This window comes from Pantoea sp. CCBC3-3-1 (genome assembly GCF_007981265.1).
Lineage (GTDB): Bacteria > Pseudomonadota > Gammaproteobacteria > Enterobacterales > Enterobacteriaceae > Erwinia.
Window position 1 is genome coordinate 3,925,292 of record NZ_CP034363.1, and the last position, 20,159, is coordinate 3,945,450.

A 20,159-nucleotide genomic window follows, 5' to 3' on the forward strand; every position below is an offset into this window, starting at 1 on the left:
TTACAGGGATTTCAGCTCAATACGTTTGATATCACGTACCAGCACCAGATAGCTCAATACCGCAACGAAGGCGTGAATACCGACGTAAATCAGCGCACCGTTATAGGAGCCGGTGGTGGCAATGATGTAGCCGATAGCGATAGGCGTAATAATGCCGGAGACATTACCGAACATATTGAACAGGCCGCCGCTGAGACCGCTAATCTCTTTTGGCGCGGTATCCGCCATTACCGCCCAGCCGAGTGCACCAATGCCTTTCCCAAAGAATGCCAGCGACATAAAGAACACCACGACCCATTCGGTATCGACATAGTTACAGACCACCATGGTGATAGAGAGCAGCATGCCCGCCACGATCGGCGTTTTACGTGCAATATTAAGGGAGCCGGTTTTACGCATCAGCCAGTCAGAAATAATGCCGCCCAGTACGCCGCCCAGAAAACCGCAGATGGCTGGGACAGAGGCCACCATGCCGGCTTTCAGAATCGACATGCCGCGCGCCTGCACCAGATAAACCGGGAACCAGGTAATAAAAAAGTAGGTTAAAGCGTTAATGCAATACTGCCCGAGGTAGATGCCAAGCATCATACGCGATCCGATTAACTGCTTAATTTGATAACGTTTTTCTGCCCAGCTGACTTTACGATCTTCTTTCTTTTGATCCATGTTGATCAACGCGCCGCCCTGCTCCATATACTCCAGTTCGGCTTTGTTGACGCCCGGATGATCGTTAGGATCGTGAATCACTTTCAGCCAGATAAAGCTGATAATGATGCCGAGCCCCCCCATAAACCAGAATACATGCGCCCAACCCACCTGCGACGTTAGCCAGCCCATGATCGGTGCAAAAATAACCGTCGCGAAGTATTGTGCTGAATTGAAAATGGCCACGGCGGTGCCGCGTTCCTGCGCCGGAAACCATGCCGCGACAATACGACTGTTGCCCGGAAACGAGGGCGCTTCGGCCAGCCCAACCATAAACCGCAGCATAAAAAGCGTGACGATAATGGTGAAGCCGCTGAACAGGTCGACAAATCCCTGCAACAGCGTAAACAGCGACCACAGAAAAATACTCCAGAAATAGACCTTTTTAGATCCAAAGCGGTCCAGCAGCCAGCCGCCGGGGATTTGCCCAATAACGTAAGCCCAGGAGAATGCCGAGAAGATGTAGCCCAGCCCGACCGAGTCCATCCCAATATCTTTTGACATGGCCGAACCCGCAATGGCGATCGTTGCGCGGTCCCCGTAGTTGAAAGAGGTGACGATAAATAACATCACCACTATCCAGTAGCGAGCATTCGTTCTTTTTTGCACTTCGCTCGCAGCACTGCTGATTGAATTCATGATGCACTCCTGAAATATAGCGGTCAGGCAAACTCACTCTGGACTGCATACACATCGCGTTGGGTATCAGAATGACGTTGGGTTAAACACAGCGATTAAATAGCAGAATAATGCGCTAACAACTCTGTCCCGTTCGCTAAAAAGTATAAGAAGGGTAAAACGGGAACACATCAGTAAACTGCCCGGTTAAACCGGTTAAATAGCCCTGTTCTTTTGGCAATTGCACAACATGCTGCGGGCTGGCTCACGGAACCTGATAATCTGTGGAAGCGGTCACACTCTAACGGTAATGCCGCATTGTTTGTGAGCACTCTCACTGATTGCTGGGGAAACGCCCTAAAATAAACGGTTAAAGAAGTATGATGTCGGACATTTGCATAATGTTTTTGCCCCGGCCGGCTCATATACTGTCCAACAGCAGAATAACGTCTACTCACAAAGTCTTTAAATCTCGTATTTCAGGGAGAGAAAGAAAACGCTTCTTTCATTTATTTCAGGACTTGTCGAGCAATGAACAAAACGCAAAATGACACACCTCTCTATATTAAGGTGCATGAAAACGATAATGTCGCCATCGTGGTCAATAATAACGGCCTGAAGGCGGGCACGGAATTTCCATGCGGTTTACAACTCAAAGAGCATATTCCCCAGGGGCATAAAGTTGCGTTAAGCGATATTGCCAAGGGCAACGATATTATTCGTTACGGTGAAGTCATCGGCTATGCCCTGCGCGATATTCTGCGCGGCAGCTGGATTGATGAGTCGCTGGTGGTGTTGCCGGAAGCACCGGAACTCGCCAGCCTGCCGCTCGCCACCCATATTCCTGCCGATTTACCTGCGCTTGAAGGGTATACCTTTGAAGGCTATCGCAACGCCGATGGCAGTGTGGGAACACGAAATCTTCTGGGGATTACCACCAGCGTTCACTGTGTCGCGGGCGTTGTGGATTATGTTGTTCAGATTATTGAGCGGCAGCTGTTGCCCAACTATCCCAATGTCGATGGCGTGGTCGCCCTCAATCATCTTTATGGCTGCGGCGTAGCGATCAATGCGCCTGCCGCCATCGTTCCTATTCGCACTATCCATAATCTTTCGCTGAATGCTAACTTCGGCGGCGAAGTTATGGTCGTGGGGCTGGGCTGTGAGAAGTTGCAGCCGGAGCGCTTGCTGGAAGGCACCCCTGACGTACAGGCCATTTCGCTTGGTGAAGAAGATATTGTGCGCCTTCAGGACGAAAAACATGTCGGCTTTGAATCGATGGTGCAGGATATTTTGCAGGTTGCCGAACGCCATTTACAGCGCCTGAACCAGCGTCAGCGCGAGACCGTTCCGGCTTCAGAACTGGTCGTCGGCATGCAGTGTGGTGGTAGCGATGCTTTCTCGGGCGTCACCGCGAATCCCGCCGTGGGTTTTGCTTCCGATTTGCTGGTACGTTGCGGCGCAACGGTGATGTTTTCAGAAGTCACGGAAGTGCGCGATGCCGTTCATCTGCTCACGCCACGCGTGATCAATAAAGAGGTGGGTAAGCGCCTGCTGGAAGAGATGGCCTGGTATGACGACTATCTGAATATGGGGAAAACCGATCGTAGCGCGAACCCTTCTCCGGGCAATAAAAAAGGGGGGTTAGCCAACGTGGTGGAAAAGGCGCTGGGCTCAATTGCCAAATCCGGACGAAGCGCCATTGTCGAAGTGCTTTCGCCGGGTCAGCGTCCGACTAAACGCGGCCTGATTTATGCCGCAACGCCCGCCAGCGATTTCGTTTGCGGCACGCAGCAGATGGCTTCGGGTATTACCCTACAGGTGTTTACGACCGGTCGCGGCACGCCTTACGGCCTTGCGGTGATCCCGGTGATCAAAATGGCTACCCGAACGGCGCTTGCCGACAGATGGCATGACCTGATGGATATTAATGCGGGAACGATAGCGACGGGAGAAGAGACCATTGAGCAGGTGGGCTGGCGGCTGTTTGAACTGATTTTGGATATTGCCAGCGGACGCAAACAGACCTGGTCAGATCGCTGGGGGATACGCAATTCACTGGCGGTCTTTAATCCTGCCCCTGTCACCTGATTTATTTTACGGTGCCGGTAAGCGTATTGGCCGGCACCGCTTTAATGCTGACAGGGAGGAATCAAACCTTTTCAGCCAAGCTGTTTAGCCCATTCTTCAATCCAGGGTGAAGAGACTTCTTCCGGTTCGGGATGCTCGGTCGCATCGATCAGCAAAACATCACCTATGCGCCGGGCAGCATGCTCCTGCAATAAATCATCAAATTTTTTGCCTGCGCCACAGAAATCATCATAGCTATTATCGCCCAGCGCGATTACGCCATAGCGTAACGTGGGCTGATGACCGAGCTTATCCTTAATGGCGTGAAACAGAGGCGCGATACTGTCCGGAAAATCACCCTGTCCTGTCGTCGACGTGATAATCAGCGCCACGTTTTCACTGTAGCGCAGCCAGTCATCCAGCGTTGGATCTTCAAAAATTTTTACCTGGTGGCCCTGATCCACCAGCAGAGGTTCCGCTTCTTCCGCAACCAGCAGTGCATTACCGTAAACCGTACCGACAAAAATACCTACCTGAGCCATGCTTTTCTCCTTTTCCTTTATTCTGCTGCACTATCCTGAAGGCGGGCGGCATCAAACTCAACCCTGGGAAGATGAGGGAGACACGCCTGCCAACCAAATTGCTGCATTGCTCCCTGCCAGACAGTATCCAGCCCGGCACGCAGTACCAGCGGTTCTCCCGTAACCGGGTGAGTCAGCTGAAGTTCGCTGGCATGCAGCATCAGCCGTTTCATACCGAAATGCTGGGCCGCACTCCGGTTTTGCCGCAAATCGCCATGCGCGCTGTCGCCGATAATCGGATGGCGCAGATGAGTCATATGACGGCGCAGCTGATGCTTACGGCCTGTTTGCGGCTTCAGCTCCATCAGCGTATAACGCGATGTCTCATAACGGCTAACCGGAACCGGTAACTCAGCAGTGGCCAGCGCACGCCAGTGCGTTACCGCAGGCTGGGGGGCCTTCTCAGGACTGGCGAATTTATCCGCAATTTTATCCAGCTCTTCGGTCAGGGCATAGTCAAGGGTTTCTTCGCCATCAAGCCAACCGCGCACCACAGCATGGTAGGTTTTTTGCAGCTGGTGCTGCTCAAACTGTTGCGACAATAACCGGGCGACCTCGCTGGACAATCCCATCAGCAACACGCCTGAAGTCGGTCGATCAAGGCGGTGAACGGTAAACACGTGCTGACCAATTTGATCGCGTACGGTTTGCATCACAAAAACGCTTTCATGTCTGTCGAGCCAGCTGCGGTGAACCAGCCATCCGGCAGGCTTATTTACCGCCACCAGCCATTCATCCTGATACAAAATCTCCAGCATCAGGAATCATGCTCGAACAGTTGATCCAGCTGATTCAGCATGTGAAGCAACGTCGCCCGGCCGGGCATGCTGCCTTCCAGCGCCATTTCATAATAAGGCGCAATAGCCAGCTTAACCGGCAGAGGCGTTTCTGTATCCAGTAAGTTTTGCATGCGCGGAATAAACACCCATTGCAGCCACTGAACCGGCATCATGGTATCCACACAGAAGGGTTCCGGGCTTTCAAAAGCCTCTGTGTTTGGGGCGCAGGTTTGCCACAGTCCCGCATCGTGTAATACCTGCTCAATCGCCTGCAAGCGTTCGCGAACTTGTTGTTCCCGGCTCATAAGCGCTCTCCTGTATCAGAATTCAGAGTTAAAAAAGGGCCGCAAGCATAGCACTACCACGCGGAGATGGTAAAAGTATGGACGAAAAAAAGGGAGCACTGTGAAAACAGTGCTCCCGGTTCGTTCGCAGCCATCCCGCTACATCTATGCTCCCTGCTCGTCCTTGATAACTTTGTCCTGCAGCTTCCTTACTTTTTCACCGTCACTGGCGAGAGTCCCTAAGCATCCTGGCTCGCTGCCTATACTGGCAGCTCCCATTCTCCATCCTGGAGGTGTCCCTGGTCTCAATCCTGAGATATCCTGACTTCATCCTGAAGCCTTTCCCTGTTGCATCTTCCCGATGTGTCCTGACTCATTCCATAAGTAACAGCATCCCTTCCGACGTAATAGATTTTGCCCGAATCCCCCAGGCAAACAATATAGCCTGAGCACTTTTTTGATTTATACCCGTTTTTGTTCGGAAACATCTAAAACAACGTTTTGATTTACTAGGTTTTTGTCAAAAAAGCTTTATCAGTCCCGACGTATTAAAAAGCGATATCTTACAGATATTGTAAGATATCTCTCACACGGGGACCGGCACATTATTGTACAGGATCAATTATCTCCAGAGCGTCAACAAACGCGGCTAAGTCTTTGGCCAGTACTTCACGCTTCTGCGTTCCAGGCTGCTCAAGAATGACTTCTCCGCTCAAATTACATACGGATATGACATCCATTTCAGAAGCCGTAGTGGCGATAAATAAGGTGGGAGTCTGTTTCAGACGGCGCTTCATCACCAGATGACCGATCAAATTTTCCTGCACCCGCAGGAAGTCGTCTTCACTCCAGGTCTGCAACAACGTACAGTCCTTGCCGCCAATATTGACATACATATCACCGGCAAACTGAGAGGTGTACCAGGCGACAATTGCCGGCTGCAATTGCAAATCTAACGCTCGTTCTATCGCATCGAAATTTTTCGCCAGCGTAAAAGGCTGCGGCATCCAGTAAATTGCTTCCCCCACCGTTTGCTGAATGCAGGGGGAAGGCACACCATAGAGTTCGCTGCTGGCAGGGGGATGACCGCATTGCTGGATCCAGCGATGGCAGTATTTATCGGTAAACTCTTTCAGTGCATGGGTAATCTCTTCACTCATTCTTTTTTCACTCTTAACGGCCTGAGTTACACTAAGGCTATGTTCATATTCACTCGCGAATACGCCATCTGGCGCGTCGTGAGCGGAAATTTAATTTGCGACACCGCCAGCTTAAGGCAGGCCAAAAGGTATTACGATGTCTTCACCAGATTCACATCAGGCGCTCAGCGGCCTGACGTTGGGAAAACCAACAGAGTATCACGATAGCTATGCGCCTTCTTTATTGCAGGCTGTGCCACGGAGTATGAACCGTGAGCCTCTTGGGCTTTATCCTGAGAACTTACCTTTCCACGGCGGCGATATCTGGACGCTGTATGAATTGTCCTGGCTTAACGCTAAAGGGCTGCCGCAGGTAGCGGTAGGCGAAGTTAATCTGGATGCCAGCAGCGTTAATCTGATCGAATCGAAAAGCTTTAAGCTTTACCTTAACAGCTTTAATCAGACGAAATTTGCTGACTGGGGTGAAGTGCGAGCGACGCTTGAGCGCGACCTTAGCGCCTGCGCTCAGGGCAACGTCAGCGTCGCGTTATTCCGTCTGCGGGAAATCGAAGGCCAGCCGATTGGCCATTTTTCCGGTTACTGCATTGACGAACAGGATATCGAAATCGATAACTATCAGTTCACGACCGACTATCTGGAAAAGGCGACACAGCCTGAAGTGGTGGAAGAGCAGCTGGTCAGCCATCTGCTGAAGTCTAACTGCCTGATCACCAACCAGCCTGACTGGGGCTCGGTACAAATCAGCTATCGCGGCCCGCGCATTCAGCGCGAGGCGCTGTTGCGTTATCTGGTCTCTTTCCGCCACCATAATGAGTTCCATGAGCAGTGCGTAGAGCGTATTTTTAACGACATCCTGCGCTTCTGTCAGCCAGAAAGCCTGAGCGTTTATGCTCGCTATACCCGACGCGGTGGTCTGGATATCAATCCATGGCGCAGCAACGGCGATTTCCGGCCGGGTCTTTCCCGCCTGGTACGTCAGTAAAGGGTTCGATTTGCGAGTTGTTACGCATTAGCACCACGTGCACTCTTGTTTATCTGTTGCGGACAGGGCTAATCTGGACAGGAGCGAAGCGGAGCAGCCTCGCTCTGTGGCGCGATCTCTTTCACATTTGCCTGAGGCGCTCAGGTAAATGTTTGTTGCTGAGTGACTTACCCTTATGGGTGTAAAGGAGTTAATTTGATTACTCATATCAGCCCGCTGGGCTCAATGGATCTGTTGTCACAACTGGAAGTCGATATGCTGAAACGTACCGCCAGCAGCGACCTCTACCAACTCTTTCGCAACTGTTCACTCGCCGTCCTTAACTCCGGTAGCCAGACAGACAGCAGTCATGAATTGTTGTCACGCTTTGAGAACTTCGATATCAACGTTCTGCGTCGCGAGCGCGGCGTCAAGCTGGAACTCATTAACCCACCGGAAGAAGCCTTTGTGGACGGGCGCATCATTCGGGCCTTGCAGGCGAATTTGTTTGCCGTACTGCGCGACATTCTGTTCGTCAACGGCCAGTTCGACAGCGCTGAACGTTTCCAGCAAAACGCCGACGATTCGGTGCAGATCACTAACCTGGTGTTCTCTATCCTGCGTAACGCCCGGGCGCTGCACGTTGGTGAACTGCCTAATACCGTCGTGTGCTGGGGTGGCCACTCAATCAATGCGGTTGAATATCAGTATTGCCGCAATGTCGGTTCGCAGCTGGGGCTAAGAGAACTGAATATCTGTACCGGCTGTGGTCCGGGGGTGATGGAAGCGCCGATGAAAGGCGCAGCGGTAGGCCACGCGCAGCAGCGTTATAAAGAAGGACGCTTTATCGGGCTGACCGAGCCGTCGATCATTGCTGCCGAGCCGCCGAATCCGCTGGTCAATGAGCTGATTATTATGCCGGACATTGAGAAGCGTCTGGAAGCGTTTGTCCGTATTGCGCACGGAATTATTATCTTCCCGGGGGGCGTTGGTACCGCAGAAGAGTTGCTTTATCTGCTGGGCATTCTGATGAACCCGCAAAACCAGGAGCAGGTCCTTCCGCTGATCCTCACCGGGCCGAAAGAGAGCGCGGACTATTTCCGCGTCATGGACGAATTCATCGTCAGTACGCTGGGTGAAGCCGCTCGTAAGCACTACGCCATCATTATTGATGACGCGCCCGAAGTGGCACGCCTGATGAAGAAGGCGATGCCGAAGGTAAAAGAACACCGTCGCGAAACGGGAGATGCTTACAGCTTCAACTGGGCAATACGCATCGATCCTGAACTTCAGGTGCCCTTTATACCGACGCATGAAAATATGGCCAATCTTAATCTCTACCCTGACCAGCCTGCCGAACAGCTGGCCGCCTCGCTGCGCCGGGCTTTCTCCGGCATTGTGGCCGGTAACGTAAAAGATTTAGGAATTCGGGAGATTAAAGAAAAAGGCCCGTACAAGCTGCATGGCGATCCGGAAATGATGCGCCGCATGGACGATTTGTTACAGGGATTTGTTGCCCAGCACCGTATGAAGCTGCCGGGAACGGCCTACATCCCCTGCTACGAAATCATCAGATAATTACCCGGGAGCGGCAGCCGTGCCGCTCTTTCTTTGTGTGTACTTATGACCATTCATTTACTGATTGTTGACGCTCTCAACCTGATCCGCCGCATTCATGCCGTTCAGGATTCGCCCTGCCAGGAAACCTGTGTGCATGCATTGCAGCAGCTTATTCTGCACAGCAAGCCAACGCACGCCGTTGCGGTTTTCGATGACGACGATCGTCATGAAGGCTGGCGTCACCAGCTGCTGCCCGACTATAAAGCGGGCCGCTCGCCTATGCCGGATAATCTGAAAGAGGAGATGCCACAGCTAAGAGCCGCTTTTGAAGCCGCAGGCGTCGCCTGCTGGCAGGCAGTCGGCGAGGAAGCGGACGATCTTGCCGCGACGCTGGCGACAAAAGTGGCCGCCAGCGGTCATCAGGCGACGATTGTTTCTACCGACAAAGGCTACTGTCAGCTGCTGGCACCCAATATTTTGATTCGCGACTATTTTCAGAAGCGCTGGCTGGACGTGCCGTTTATTACCGGCGAATTTGGCGTGGCACCTTCGCAGCTGACCGACTACTGGGGCCTGGCTGGTATTAGCAGCAGCAAGATCCCAGGCGTGGCGGGTATTGGCGCGAAAAGCGCAGCGGAATTGCTGAAGGAGTTCGGCACGCTGGACGCCATCTGGCAGAACCTGCCCGCGGTGGCGGAAAAGTGGCGGAAAAAATTAGAGCAGCAGCAGGAGACCGCACAGATTTGCCGTCAGGTTGCTACGCTGAAAACCGATTTGATTTTAGAAGGGAACCTGAAGGCGCTGCGTCTACCGCAAAATACGCCTCAGGTTTAACCAGCGATGCCAGGCATCTGCGGGACAGTGGAGGCACGAGGAACAGAAGATTTTCACAAAGACGCAAAAAGCGATATCCGTGGCCGGCTCCGTCCATGGCCCGTGACCCTTTGTTCCTGACCTCTGTTCCTCGCGCGTTGAGTTTCTCAGTGCTCTGATAAGCCGCAGTCGTTTTCGCTTAACGCTCGTCGCGACGGCCTGGCGTTGCGCTCCAAATCCGCCAGATATGCACCGTCACCTCTTCACGATCGTGATAGAGCTGACGCGCCCGAATCTGCGCGTTGATGCCGTTGGCTTTTAGCTTTTCATCAATCATCGCCAGATTTTGCGATACTTCTTCGTAGCGCTTTTTCATCGGTAGCTTGAGGTTGAAAATAGCCTCGCGGCACCAGCCGTTGATCATCCAGTCGGCCATCAGGTTTGCTACGCGAACCGGTTTTTCTACCATATCGCACACCAGCCAGTAGATATTGCTGCGCGTAGGGCGATAGCGGAAGCCATCTTCGCGATGATGGAAGACCTGGCCGGTATCCATCAGGCTGGGTGCCATCGGGCCATTGTCTACGGCGTGAACCATCATGCTGCGTTTAACCAGCTGATAGGTCCAGCCACCGGGGCAGGCACCGAGATCCACCGCATACATCCCACTCCCCAAACGTTCATCCCATTCGTCGGCAGGAATGAAGACGTGAAACGCCTCTTCCAGTTTCAGCGTTGAGCGGCTGGGTGCGTCAGACGGGAACTTCAGGCGTGGAATGCCCATAAAGAACGGCGAGTTGTTCTCAGGCAGCGAATAACCGACGTAGCAGCAGCCCGGTGCGATGAAAAAGACATGCACTACCGGACGCTTGTTGCTTTCGTAATTCAGCAGGATCCCCGCAGCACGCAGGCCAGCACGCAGCGGAACGGTAAATTTTCGGCAAAACTTCAGCAGCTCTTTGCTTTCGTTCGTATCAGGGACTTCAACCCGCAGTTCGCCGCCCTTTTCCACTACGCCAGTTAGCATGCCAGCAACAGGCGTTACCCGATCGGTTGGTGGCAGATCGCGCAGCAGCTCGCCCACCACGATCATCTGGCGGGAAAAGATCAGCTCGCTGAAAGGTAACTCACGCACCAGCTTTTCCGCCTCTTCTGGCTGATAGCATTCAAACAGCACGTAGCCGGAGTCTTCTTTCACGCGCGCGAAACCGAAGACTTCGCGTTCTGCGGCTTTTGCAGTGATCTCTGCCGCACACTCTTTTTCAAAGCCCAGACGGCAGTAGAGTAAAACTTTATTCATGGCGTTCTGCCCTTTTTTTCAGACGCAGTGCGCCAACTAACATCAAAATCCAGCCAATCAGGAAGCAGGTGCCCCCGACTGGCGTGACATAAACCCACAGCATAAGGTGGGACAGCGCCAGACAATATAAGCTGCCGCTGAACAGCACGGTACCAAGCGCCAGAAAGGCGCTGCTCCAGTAAAACCAGATATTGGCGCGACGCAGCATAGCGGCGGCCAAACCCAAAATTGCCAGCGTATGAAACCCCTGGTATTCCAGGCCGGTTTTCAACCAGGCCATTTCGCCCGGGCCTAAAGACTTACTTAACATGTGGGCGCCAAACGCACCCAGCATCACAAACACAAACCCGCTGATTGCCGTAAAAATCAGCATTGCACGACTCGACATTGATATCATCCTCTGAACTTGCCTGCGCCGCCGGAGCCACGCAGGAACCATACTGACTTCAGCTCTCGTAGCGGAAGCGGAATTTTTCCTGTTCACTGGCCGCTTTTGCCAGGATCCACTGGCGGAAGGCGGCTATTTTACCCAGTTCTGCCTGGCTGTCATGACAAACCAGATAAAAAGCATTTTTACTGACTAATACGTCGTTAAACGGACAGGCCAGCCTCCCCGCCTCTATCTCTGTCTGGGCCATTACATTGTTGGCCAGCGCCACCCCCTGACCGTGAATCGCCGCCTGCAACACCATCGCGCTATGGCTAAAAATAGGACCGTGCTGCACGTTGATATGCGCCACGCCCAGCTGGCGGGTATAGGACTGCCAGTCCCGACGCGATGCGTCATGCAGCAAGGTGTGATGGGCCAGATCCGCTGGCGTTTTCAACGGATTGTCGCCGGTTAACAGCAGAGGTGAGCAGACGGGCAGCAGATATTCGGCATACAGCTTTTCTACTCGCAGCCCCGGCCAGTTGCCACGGCCATAAAAGATCGCCACGTCGACATCGTCTGCCAGTTTTTCCTCTTCGCGGTCCACGGCCTGAATGCGGACGTCGATCCCCGGATAAGCTGAGTTAAAGCTGGAAAGGCGTGGGACAAGCCACTGGATGGCGAAACTCGGCAGGAGACTTACCGTCAACGCGCCTTTAGCACTCCGCGCCTGAAGCTTGCGCGTCGCATCGTTCAGCGCGGTGAAAATCTCTTTAATATCGAGGTAATAGCTCTGGCCTTCTTCAGTCAGCAGCAGCGATCGATTACGCCGGCGAAACAGCTTGAGGCCCAGAAAATCCTCCAGCGACTTGATCTGATGACTGACGGCGGCCTGGGTAACAAAGAGTTCTTCCGCTGCACGGGTAAAGCTGAGATGTCGGGCGGCAGCATCGAAAACACGCAGCGCATTTAAAGGAGGAAGACGTTTAGACATGATTACCGGATACTTGATGACGGCTTAGGGACGTAAGGTTCCTGACGGTGCTTTACGTATTAGTTTTTATTATCCGAGCCATTATAATTTGTCCGTTGAGGATGCACCAGCAAATACCTATAGTTGCGCCACTTCCCGAGCCGGAACGAAAAGCAGTTTGAAATTTAAGCATTTACGCGGGATTTTGAAAGGCTTTTGGCTTGTGGTCGTGATGTTGTGTTTGCAATTGGTCTGCTAACTTGCAGATCCGTTATTCTTTAGATTTACCCTGTCTGTCCATAGTGATTTAGTAGCACCGCAAATTGCGGTGCTTTTTTTTGCCCGTTACTGGTCCATTTCAACCATTTCTTTTACGTCAGAACGGTTAATCTGTTGCTTGTTGCCGTTGGCATCTTTGTAGCTGATCATACCGGTATCCGTATCAACGACGGGTTTGCCTTCCGCGACAATCGTGCGTCCATCATTGGTATGCATAACATAATTGCTTGAACAGGCAGCCAGAGCGAAAGTCATGGCGCAGGCGGCCATGATAGCAGCTAATTTTTTCATCTTTATATCTCCTTGCAGATAGTAACGCGATAAACCACCCGAAGCGCACGACCTGAAGACAAAAAGCGAGTAAATTGCCTGTCTTAAGGACGCTTATTTGCGGGTAATAGTTTAAACCTTGCATAATTCAGGATAACGCGCTTTTTCAACATTGCCAGAAAAGCGCCATTAAACCGCGCGGCCCCTGAAAAAACCGCACCAATCCATCATCCGCGTCGAGGAGAGTATGACGTCATTTTCCCCCGTTGAGTTTCGCCAGCAGTTTCCCGCGCTGGCCGATGCCGGTATTTACCTCGACAGCGCCGCCACCGCGCTCAAGCCGCAGGCGGTGATTGAAGCTACCCGGCAGTTTTACAGTCTGAGCGCGGGAACCGTTCATCGCAGCCAGTTTGCTGCGGCGCGCGAACTGACTGAGCGCTATGAAAATGCCCGGGGTCAGGTCGCCCGCCTGCTGAAAGCGCCAGCAGATAAAAATATCGTCTGGACGAAGGGCACAACGGAAGCCATTAACCTTGTGGCTCAGGGCTATTTTCGTCCGCGCCTGCAGGCCGGTGATGAAATCATTGTCAGCGAGGCGGAGCATCATGCCAATCTGGTTCCCTGGCTCATGGTGGCGGAACAAACCGGAGCCAGGGTGATTAAGTGGCCGATTGGCAACGGTTTCCTGCCTGATGTCGCGGCGCTGCCGGACTTAATCACCGCGCAGACCCGGGTGCTGGCGCTGGGGCAGATGTCGAACGTGACGGGCGGTTGTCCGGATATGGCCAGCGCGATCCAACTGGCTCATGAAGCAGGAGCAAAAGTGGTGATTGACGGTGCGCAAGGCGTAGTGCATGCGCCACCGGACGTTGTGTCACTGGACATTGATTTCTACGCTTTTTCTGCGCATAAGCTGTATGGCCCGATGGGTACCGGCGTGCTGTATGGCAAAACCGATCTGCTTGAAGAGATGCAGCCATGGCAAGGCGGTGGAAAAATGCTGACGCATGTCAGTTTTGCCGGCTTTACGCCTCAGGCAGTTCCCTGGCGTTTTGAAGCCGGAACGCCAAACGTGGCTGGCGTGATTGGGTTGAGCGCGGCGCTAAGCTGGCTGGAAAAGATTGATCTGGGAAGGGCAGAAAGCTGGAGCCGTGGTCTGGCGGATATTGCCGAAGAGCGCCTGTCGGCCCTTCCCGGTTTTCGCAGCTTCCGCGCCGACCGATCCAGCCTGCTGTCATTTGATATTGCTGGCGTGCATCATAGCGATCTGGTGACGCTGCTGGCTGAAAGCGGCGTTGCGCTACGCGCCGGTCAGCATTGTGCTCAACCTCTGCTGCAAGCGCTTGGCGTCAGTGGCACACTGCGTGCTTCTTTTGCGCCTTATAATACGCTTAACGATGTGGATGCGCTGGTCAAAAGCCTGACCTTCGCTTTGGAATTACTGGCAGATTAACTATGACTTCTTTATATGCTCCCCATCCGTTTGGCGATCTGATCACCGCCGACGGTTTAAAACAGAAATTCTCGGCGTTTACGCAGTGGGAAGATCGCTATCGTCAGTTGATTCTGACAGGCAAACAGCTGCCGCCGCTGGCTCCAGAGCTGAAAACGGCTGAAATCGAACTGAGCGGGTGTGAAAATCGCGTCTGGCTTGGTCATCAGAAAATGGCCGACGGCAGCCTGCATTTTTATGGCGACAGCGAAGGCCGCATTGTACGAGGATTGCTGGCGGTGCTGCTTGCCGCCGTGGAAGGCCAGCAGCCTGATGCGCTGTTACACCAGGATCCGCTAACCTTGTTCGACGAGTTGGGATTACGTAACCAGCTAAGCGCTTCACGCAGCGCCGGACTGCACGCGCTGGCGGAAGCGGTCATTAACGCAGCCAGGCAGGCTCAGGACTAAAAAGGCTTTAGTCGCGCGCCGCTTTCGCCATCATCTTTTTCAGAATATGCGAAACGGCCACGAAACCAAACGTTGCGGTAACCATGGTTGCCGCACCGAAACCCGAGGCACAGTCCATGCGCTTCGGCCCTTCCGCAGTACTGCGTGAAGCGCAAACCGAGCCGTCCGGCTGCGGATACATCAGCGCTTCGGTTGAAAATACGCAGTCGATGCCCAGCTTGCCCTTGCTGTTTTTCACCATCTTAAAATCACTTTTCAGGCGCTCACGCAGCTTGGCCGCGAGCGGATCCTGGATAGTTTTCGCCAGATCGGCCACCTGAATCTGCGTGGGATCGATTTGGCCGCCCGCGCCACCGGTCGTCACCAGCGGGATCTTATTCCGCCGACACCAGGCCAGCAGTGCCGCTTTCGGTCGTACGCTGTCGATCGCGTCAATAACGTAAGTAAAACCGCCGCTCATCAGCTCAGCGGTATTTTCAGCGGTAATAAAATCATCCACGCAGGTGACTTTGCATTCGGGATTGATCGCCAGGATGCGTTCGGCCATCACCTCCGTTTTCGCCTGGCCGACCGTCTCTTTCAGCGCGTGGATCTGCCGGTTGGTGTTGGTTACGCAGACATCATCCATATCGATCAGCGTAATCGCACCGATGCCGGTACGCGCCAGCGCTTCCGCAGCCCACGAGCCCACCCCGCCAATGCCCACCACACAGATATGCGCTTCGGCAAAAAGTTGCAGGGCTGACTGGCCGTATAAACGTGCCGTACCGCCAAAACGTTGTCGCCAGGCGTCAGAAAGAGCAGTCATGCTTTACCTCAAAATTCATTAGTCGCGGTTAGTCCTGCTGCGTAAACGACGCCGGACTGCCGTTTTGTGCCGTGGAAAAAAGCGGCGTACCCGCGCCCGGCGCGGCTTTCAGCACCCAGACGCGGCCATAATGGTTAAACCAGCCCGCCATATGCCCAGCCTGTTCACCAATCCCCTGATAGATATCAAAATGCTGGCCTTTAATTGCGCCGCCGACATCCAGCGAGACCATCATGCGCATCTCATATTTCCCGGTAAACTTGCCTTTATTGTCTAACAGAGGCACTTCAGCCAGCAGCGCTGTGCCGGGTGGGATCAGCGAACGGTCAGACGCCACGGACGCTTTAGCGACGAGCGGTACCGCACTGGCTCCACGCACCGGCGCAAAGTTTTCAGGTTTAAAGAACACAAAGGAAGGATTCTGCTCCAGCAGCTCCTGCACTTCTGCCGGGCTGTGCTCCTCGCCCCACTGGCGAATAGCCTGCATCGACATATCTTCCCGCTTCACTTCACCGCGGTCGATTAGCACCTTACCGATGCTGCGATAGGGATGACCGTTCTTTCCGCCGTAACCGAAGAACATCAGCGGGCGGCCATCGCCGTAATCCACATAGCCGCTGCCCTGCACATCCATAATGAAGTTATCCATCAGAGAATTGCTGTAGCCAACGACGTAGCGGTCATCAAGCGCGCCACGGTAGATTTCAGCACGACTTGGCAGACGGCGCTTACCTTTTGGCGGCATACGGTATAAAGGATACTGAAATTCGCCCTGCCGGGTATAGCGAGCGTGAATAACCGGCGTGTAGTAGCCGGTAAACTGCACGTTGCCGTAATTGTCTGTGCCTTCCATCTGGTAAGCATCCAGACCGAACTGGCGCAGCTGACGCGTATCGCCGCCCGCCATCAACCAGCCTTTGATTGCACTAAAGGTCGTGGTCTGCCGTGAAAACATCGCGGGTGAAGCAAACTGGATTTCCGAGACCTGATCGGCAAAATCTTTTCCATTAACCGGCCGCCCTTTCGCGCTGGGCTGATTAACCAGTCCCAGCGGCTGCTCCAGTTTTCCATCCTTATACTGCTGCCCACGGTCGGTAGGTTTAGAAGAACACCCCGCGAGCAGGGCAATCAGCGCCCCAGTGGCGATATACTTAGTCCAACGTGCTTTCATTGCTCGGCTACCTTTATGCGGAATTGCAGGCGAAGATAGCAAAGCGCCCTTAAGATTTAAACGCCCAGTCAGAAAAGAACGGCCATCTTTGATTGATAAACCACCAAATGGCAGATAAATTAAGCAGTAAGCCCTGTTTTCATCACTTTAGCGCAAAAAAGGGTTGCAAGAAAAACGACTCAGCGTATAGTGCGCATCCACGGACGCGGGATGGAGCAGCCTGGTAGCTCGTCGGGCTCATAACCCGAAGGTCGTCGGTTCAAATCCGGCTCCCGCAACCAATTCTCTTCGGAGAAAAGCAGTAAGCTGTCGTGATGGAAGCGACAGTCGTTCGGACGCGGGATGGAGCAGCCTGGTAGCTCGTCGGGCTCATAACCCGAAGGTCGTCGGTTCAAATCCGGCTCCCGCAACCATTTTCTCTCAGGAGAAAATGCGGTAAACCTGTCGTGACGGAAGCGACAACAGTAATTCGGACGCGGGATGGAGCAGCCTGGTAGCTCGTCGGGCTCATAACCCGAAGGTCGTCGGTTCAAATCCGGCTCCCGCAACCAATCAAGCACCCTTTTGGGTGTTTTTTTGTTTCTGGCATTCGCCAACCTTTCCCTGTGCTTATTTTCCTGCCGCCATCCAGTGGCCCTTCTTCCCTCTTTCCCGTCGTTTTCAGACCGGACGGACTTCCTCTGCCTCGTTAAGCCAGAAAGCTTTTGCCACCCAAACCTGTTATTTTTTAGGTGCCAATGGCGCACCATGAGCGAAATAAGCTTTAATCCCTGAAAAAATGGCGTGAGCGACCTGCTGCTGAAATTTGCTGGTGCGCAGTTTCCTTTCCTCTTCCAGATTACTGATGAACGCCGTTTCGACCAGAATCGAGGGAATGTCCGGCGCCTTCAATACCGCAAAGCCTGCCTGATCCACCGTTTTTTTATGCAGATGGTTGATCTTGCCCATCCCTGAAAGCACTTCTTTACCGAATTTCAAACTGTCGGTAACGGTAAGACTCTGCACCATATCAAACATGGTATGGTCGAGATAGCGATCGCCGCTCATGCTGACGCCGCCAATCAAATCCGATTCATTTTGCGTTTGAGCCAGATAGCGTGCCGCCGTGCTGGTCGCACCGTGTTTGGAAAGTGCGAATACCGATGAACCGCGTGCGGCCCTGCTGGTAAAAGCATCGGCATGAATAGAAACAAATAAATCGGCGCGCAGCCGGCGGGCTTTCGCCACCCTCACCTTCAATGGAATAAACACGTCTTCACTGCGGGTCATATGCGCCCGCATATTATGCTGTTTATCGATCAGCGCCTTTAGCCGCCGGGCAATCTGTAGCACCACGTCTTTTTCACGCGTTTTATGCTTGCCAATTGCGCCGGTATCTTCCCCGCCGTGACCGGGGTCGATCATGATAATGATGGGACGATCGTGTCCCGCTTTTCCCGGCAGCGGGGCCGAAGCGGGTTGGCTGGCTTCAAGATCGCCTTTGTTATAATCCTCAAGCAACGCCAGCAGCGGATCGTCATGATGATGATTGCTGTGTCCCTGGGCCGGATAAAGATCCAGCACCAGCCGATTCTTCATACCGGCCACGGGATCGAGGGTAAAAACTTTCGGCGTGACGTTACGTTTCAGCTCCAGCACCAGCCGCACCGTCGTCGGATTAAATTGACCAACGCGCGCATTTTTTATGTAGGGATCGTCATGACGAACCAGCTTTCCCACATTGTTAAGCACGCGGTTAAGATGAACGTTACTGATATCCATGACTACCCGCTGCGGATTACTCAAGGCAAACTGCTTGTATTTCAGTGGAGTATTGGATTCCAGCGTCAGACGCGAATAGGTCGATGAGGGCCAGATGCGGATAGCCACGACGTGACTGCTGGCCGCAAAACCCACTTTGCTCACGCCCAAAAGCAGAGCAGCGCCAGCGCTTTTTAAAAAAAGGCGTCGGCCAGGCGAAGGTAAATCAGACATGCAACTCCAGAGTGATTGCTGTTTTTTTTGCGAAAAATAGAGCCAAAATAAGACCAAGTACGCAAACTTTAGCGAATCCTGCCAAAGGTGTCATCCGGAAAAGCGCAGCCGTGCAGTCTGTTAAACCCACTTGTTACCCGCTGTTAAAGAAAACAAAAAAAATTGCTACTTGCACCCGCCGCATAAAAGAATAAAAATACATTTTTAGCGAATAATAATTCATAGAGGGTTTGCCGTGAAGGAACGGAGTACCGAGCTGGTTCAGGGGTTTCGCCATACAGTCCCTTATATCAATGCCCACCGTGGTAAAACGTTTGTCATCATGCTGGGTGGTGAAGCCATCGAGCATGAGAACTTCTCAAGTATCGTCAACGATATCGGCCTTCTGCACAGCCTGGGTATTCGGCTGGTGGTGGTGTATGGCGCACGGCCACAGATTGATGCCAATCTTGCCGAGCACCAGCTGGAGCCGTTTTATCATAAACATACCCGCGTGACCGATGCGCAGTCGCTGGAGCTGGTCAAACAGGCTGCCGGACGTTTGCAGCTGGATATCACCGCCCGCCTGTCGATGAGTCTGAATAATACGCCGCTTCAGGGCGCGCATATTAATGTGGTGAGCGGCAACTTTATTATCGCGCAGCCGCTGGGTGTGGATGACGGCATTGACTACTGTCACACCGGCCGTATCCGTCGTATCGATGAAGAAGCGATCCACCGCCAGCTCGACAGCGGCGCCATTGTGCTGCTGGGGCCGGTCGCGGTTTCCGTTACCGGCGAAAGCTTTAACCTGACGTCGGAAGAAGTGGCAACACAGCTGGCAATCAAGCTGAAAGCAGAAAAAATGATCGGATTCTGCGCTGAGCAGGGCGTGACCAACCGCGAAGGCAATATTATCTCTGAGCTGTTCCCGAACGAAGCTCAGCAGCGCATTGAAGAGCTGGAAAAGGACGATGATTATCTCTCCAGCACCGTTCGCTTCCTGCGCGGCGCGGTGAAAGCCTGCCGCAGCGGCGTGCGTCGCAGCCATCTGATCAGCTATCAGGAGGATGGCGCGCTGTTGCAGGAGCTGTTCTCCCGCGACGGTATCGGTACGCAGATCGTAATGGAAAGCGCTGAACAGATCCGTCGCGCCACCATTAATGATATCGGCGGCATTCTCGAACTGATCCGTCCGCTGGAGCAGCAGGGTATTTTAGTGCGGCGTTCACGCGAGCAGCTGGAGATGGAAATCGATAAATTCACCATTATCGAGCGTGATAACCTGACCATCGGCTGTGCGGCGCTTTATCCTTTCCCGGAAGAGCAGATTGGCGAAATGGCCTGCGTTGCCGTGCATCCCGACTATCGCAGTTCCTCACGGGGCGAAGCTTTGCTGGAACGCGTAGCGCTCCAGGCTCGTCAGATGGGGCTGAAAAAACTGTTTGTGCTCACCACTCGCAGCATCCACTGGTTCCAGGAACGCGGCTTTACGCCGGTTGATATTGAAGAGCTGCCGGAAAGTAAAAAGCAGATGTATAACTACCAGCGCCGTTCAAAAGTCTTAATGGCCGATCTCCGCCACGCGCGCCTGGCCTGACG

Annotated in this window: 19 protein-coding genes and 3 tRNA genes; 10 read left to right on the top strand and 12 right to left on the bottom strand. The window is 53.4% G+C overall.

Features of this window, described 5'->3' with window-relative positions; genetic code table 11:
- The gene (locus EHV07_RS18335) at window positions 1-1,344 is read right to left on the bottom strand and encodes an MFS transporter (RefSeq protein WP_147199606.1); all 1,344 of its coding nucleotides are present in this window, start codon (window positions 1,342-1,344) and stop codon (window positions 1-3) included.
- Window positions 1,345-1,854: 510 nt separating this feature from the next.
- Here EHV07_RS18335 and garD point away from each other — a divergent pair.
- A complete protein-coding gene (gene garD, locus EHV07_RS18340; RefSeq protein WP_147199607.1) occupies window positions 1,855-3,414 on the top strand; it encodes a galactarate dehydratase in 1,560 nt (519 codons plus the stop codon).
- A 71-nt stretch (window positions 3,415-3,485) separates the two neighbouring features.
- On the opposite strand, the gene EHV07_RS18345 is transcribed toward garD, so the two are convergent.
- The 4 genes from EHV07_RS18345 to syd all read right to left on the bottom strand — a co-directional run bounded on the left by EHV07_RS18345 (window position 3,486) and on the right by syd (window position 6,197).
- On the bottom strand, window positions 3,486-3,935 hold the full coding sequence (locus EHV07_RS18345; RefSeq protein WP_147199608.1) for a flavodoxin: 450 nt from the start codon (window positions 3,933-3,935) through the stop codon (window positions 3,486-3,488).
- Between the two features lie 17 nt (window positions 3,936-3,952).
- Entirely contained in the window at window positions 3,953-4,732 is a 780-nt protein-coding gene (gene truC, locus EHV07_RS18350; protein WP_147199609.1) for a tRNA pseudouridine(65) synthase TruC, read from the bottom strand.
- Window positions 4,732-5,058 carry a YqcC family protein gene (locus EHV07_RS18355; protein WP_147199610.1) on the bottom strand — a complete coding sequence of 109 codons (327 nt, stop codon included), beginning with the start codon at window positions 5,056-5,058 and terminating at the stop codon, window positions 4,732-4,734. Before EHV07_RS18355 ends, truC begins: the two co-directional genes overlap by 1 nt.
- 584 nt (window positions 5,059-5,642) lie before the next feature.
- Window positions 5,643-6,197: a SecY-interacting protein gene (gene syd / locus EHV07_RS18360; protein ID WP_147199611.1), complete on the bottom strand. Its 555-nt coding sequence runs from the start codon at window positions 6,195-6,197 to the stop codon at window positions 5,643-5,645.
- 136 nt (window positions 6,198-6,333) lie between these two features.
- Here syd and queF point away from each other — a divergent pair, with 136 nt between their 5' ends.
- The 3 genes from queF to xni all read left to right on the top strand — a co-directional run bounded on the left by queF (window position 6,334) and on the right by xni (window position 9,552).
- Window positions 6,334-7,179: an NADPH-dependent 7-cyano-7-deazaguanine reductase QueF gene (gene queF, locus EHV07_RS18365; protein WP_147199612.1), complete on the top strand. Its 846-nt coding sequence runs from the start codon at window positions 6,334-6,336 to the stop codon at window positions 7,177-7,179.
- A gap of 195 nt (window positions 7,180-7,374) precedes the next feature.
- On the top strand, window positions 7,375-8,736 hold the full coding sequence (ppnN, locus tag EHV07_RS18370; protein WP_147199613.1) for a nucleotide 5'-monophosphate nucleosidase PpnN: 1,362 nt from the start codon (window positions 7,375-7,377) through the stop codon (window positions 8,734-8,736).
- A gap of 45 nt (window positions 8,737-8,781) precedes the next feature.
- The gene (gene xni, locus EHV07_RS18375) at window positions 8,782-9,552 is read left to right on the top strand and encodes a flap endonuclease Xni (protein ID WP_147199614.1); all 771 of its coding nucleotides are present in this window, start codon (window positions 8,782-8,784) and stop codon (window positions 9,550-9,552) included.
- Window positions 9,553-9,730: 178 nt separating this feature from the next.
- On the opposite strand, the gene rlmM is transcribed toward xni, so the two are convergent.
- The 4 genes from rlmM to EHV07_RS18395 all read right to left on the bottom strand — a co-directional run bounded on the left by rlmM (window position 9,731) and on the right by EHV07_RS18395 (window position 12,744).
- Window positions 9,731-10,831, bottom strand: a complete 1,101-nt coding sequence (gene rlmM / locus EHV07_RS18380; RefSeq protein WP_147199615.1) for a 23S rRNA (cytidine(2498)-2'-O)-methyltransferase RlmM — start codon at window positions 10,829-10,831, stop codon at window positions 9,731-9,733.
- The gene (locus EHV07_RS18385) at window positions 10,824-11,219 is read right to left on the bottom strand and encodes a DUF423 domain-containing protein (protein ID WP_147199616.1); all 396 of its coding nucleotides are present in this window, start codon (window positions 11,217-11,219) and stop codon (window positions 10,824-10,826) included. Before EHV07_RS18385 ends, rlmM begins: the two co-directional genes overlap by 8 nt.
- Before the next feature lie 58 nt (window positions 11,220-11,277).
- Window positions 11,278-12,195, bottom strand: coding sequence for a transcriptional regulator GcvA (locus EHV07_RS18390; protein WP_147199617.1), 918 nt, complete (start codon window positions 12,193-12,195; stop codon window positions 11,278-11,280).
- A gap of 324 nt (window positions 12,196-12,519) precedes the next feature.
- Window positions 12,520-12,744, bottom strand: a complete 225-nt coding sequence (locus EHV07_RS18395) for a YgdI/YgdR family lipoprotein (RefSeq protein ID WP_147199618.1) — start codon at window positions 12,742-12,744, stop codon at window positions 12,520-12,522.
- A gap of 226 nt (window positions 12,745-12,970) precedes the next feature.
- Between EHV07_RS18395 and csdA the strand changes: the two genes are divergently transcribed.
- Together csdA and csdE are read left to right on the top strand one after the other, a co-directional pair.
- Window positions 12,971-14,176 carry a cysteine desulfurase CsdA gene (gene csdA / locus EHV07_RS18400; protein WP_147199619.1) on the top strand — a complete coding sequence of 402 codons (1,206 nt, stop codon included), beginning with the start codon at window positions 12,971-12,973 and terminating at the stop codon, window positions 14,174-14,176.
- Between the two features lie 2 nt (window positions 14,177-14,178).
- Window positions 14,179-14,625 carry a cysteine desulfurase sulfur acceptor subunit CsdE gene (gene csdE, locus EHV07_RS18405; RefSeq protein ID WP_147199620.1) on the top strand — a complete coding sequence of 149 codons (447 nt, stop codon included), beginning with the start codon at window positions 14,179-14,181 and terminating at the stop codon, window positions 14,623-14,625.
- 7 nt (window positions 14,626-14,632) lie between these two features.
- Here the strand turns inward: csdE and tcdA are convergent, their stop codons facing one another.
- The gene (tcdA, locus tag EHV07_RS18410) at window positions 14,633-15,433 is read right to left on the bottom strand and encodes a tRNA cyclic N6-threonylcarbamoyladenosine(37) synthase TcdA (RefSeq protein ID WP_147199621.1); all 801 of its coding nucleotides are present in this window, start codon (window positions 15,431-15,433) and stop codon (window positions 14,633-14,635) included.
- 28 nt (window positions 15,434-15,461) lie between these two features.
- Window positions 15,462-16,604, bottom strand: a complete 1,143-nt coding sequence (gene mltA / locus EHV07_RS18415) for a murein transglycosylase A (RefSeq protein ID WP_147199622.1) — start codon at window positions 16,602-16,604, stop codon at window positions 15,462-15,464.
- Between the two features lie 204 nt (window positions 16,605-16,808).
- Between mltA and EHV07_RS18420 the strand changes: the two genes are divergently transcribed.
- The 3 genes from EHV07_RS18420 (at window position 16,809) to EHV07_RS18430 (ending at window position 17,155) form a co-directional block, all read left to right on the top strand.
- Window positions 16,809-16,885 (top strand) — tRNA-Met (locus EHV07_RS18420).
- Window positions 16,886-16,940: 55 nt separating this feature from the next.
- Window positions 16,941-17,017: transfer RNA gene (locus EHV07_RS18425), tRNA-Met, on the top strand.
- A 61-nt stretch (window positions 17,018-17,078) separates the two neighbouring features.
- Window positions 17,079-17,155: transfer RNA gene (locus EHV07_RS18430), tRNA-Met, on the top strand.
- A 169-nt stretch (window positions 17,156-17,324) separates the two neighbouring features.
- On the opposite strand, the gene amiC is transcribed toward EHV07_RS18430, so the two are convergent.
- Entirely contained in the window at window positions 17,325-18,578 is a 1,254-nt protein-coding gene (amiC, locus tag EHV07_RS18435) for an N-acetylmuramoyl-L-alanine amidase AmiC (RefSeq protein WP_147199623.1), read from the bottom strand.
- A gap of 235 nt (window positions 18,579-18,813) precedes the next feature.
- Here amiC and argA point away from each other — a divergent pair, with 235 nt between their 5' ends.
- On the top strand, window positions 18,814-20,157 hold the full coding sequence (gene argA, locus EHV07_RS18440) for an amino-acid N-acetyltransferase (protein ID WP_147199624.1): 1,344 nt from the start codon (window positions 18,814-18,816) through the stop codon (window positions 20,155-20,157).
- The last annotated feature ends 2 nt before the right edge of the window (window positions 20,158-20,159 follow it).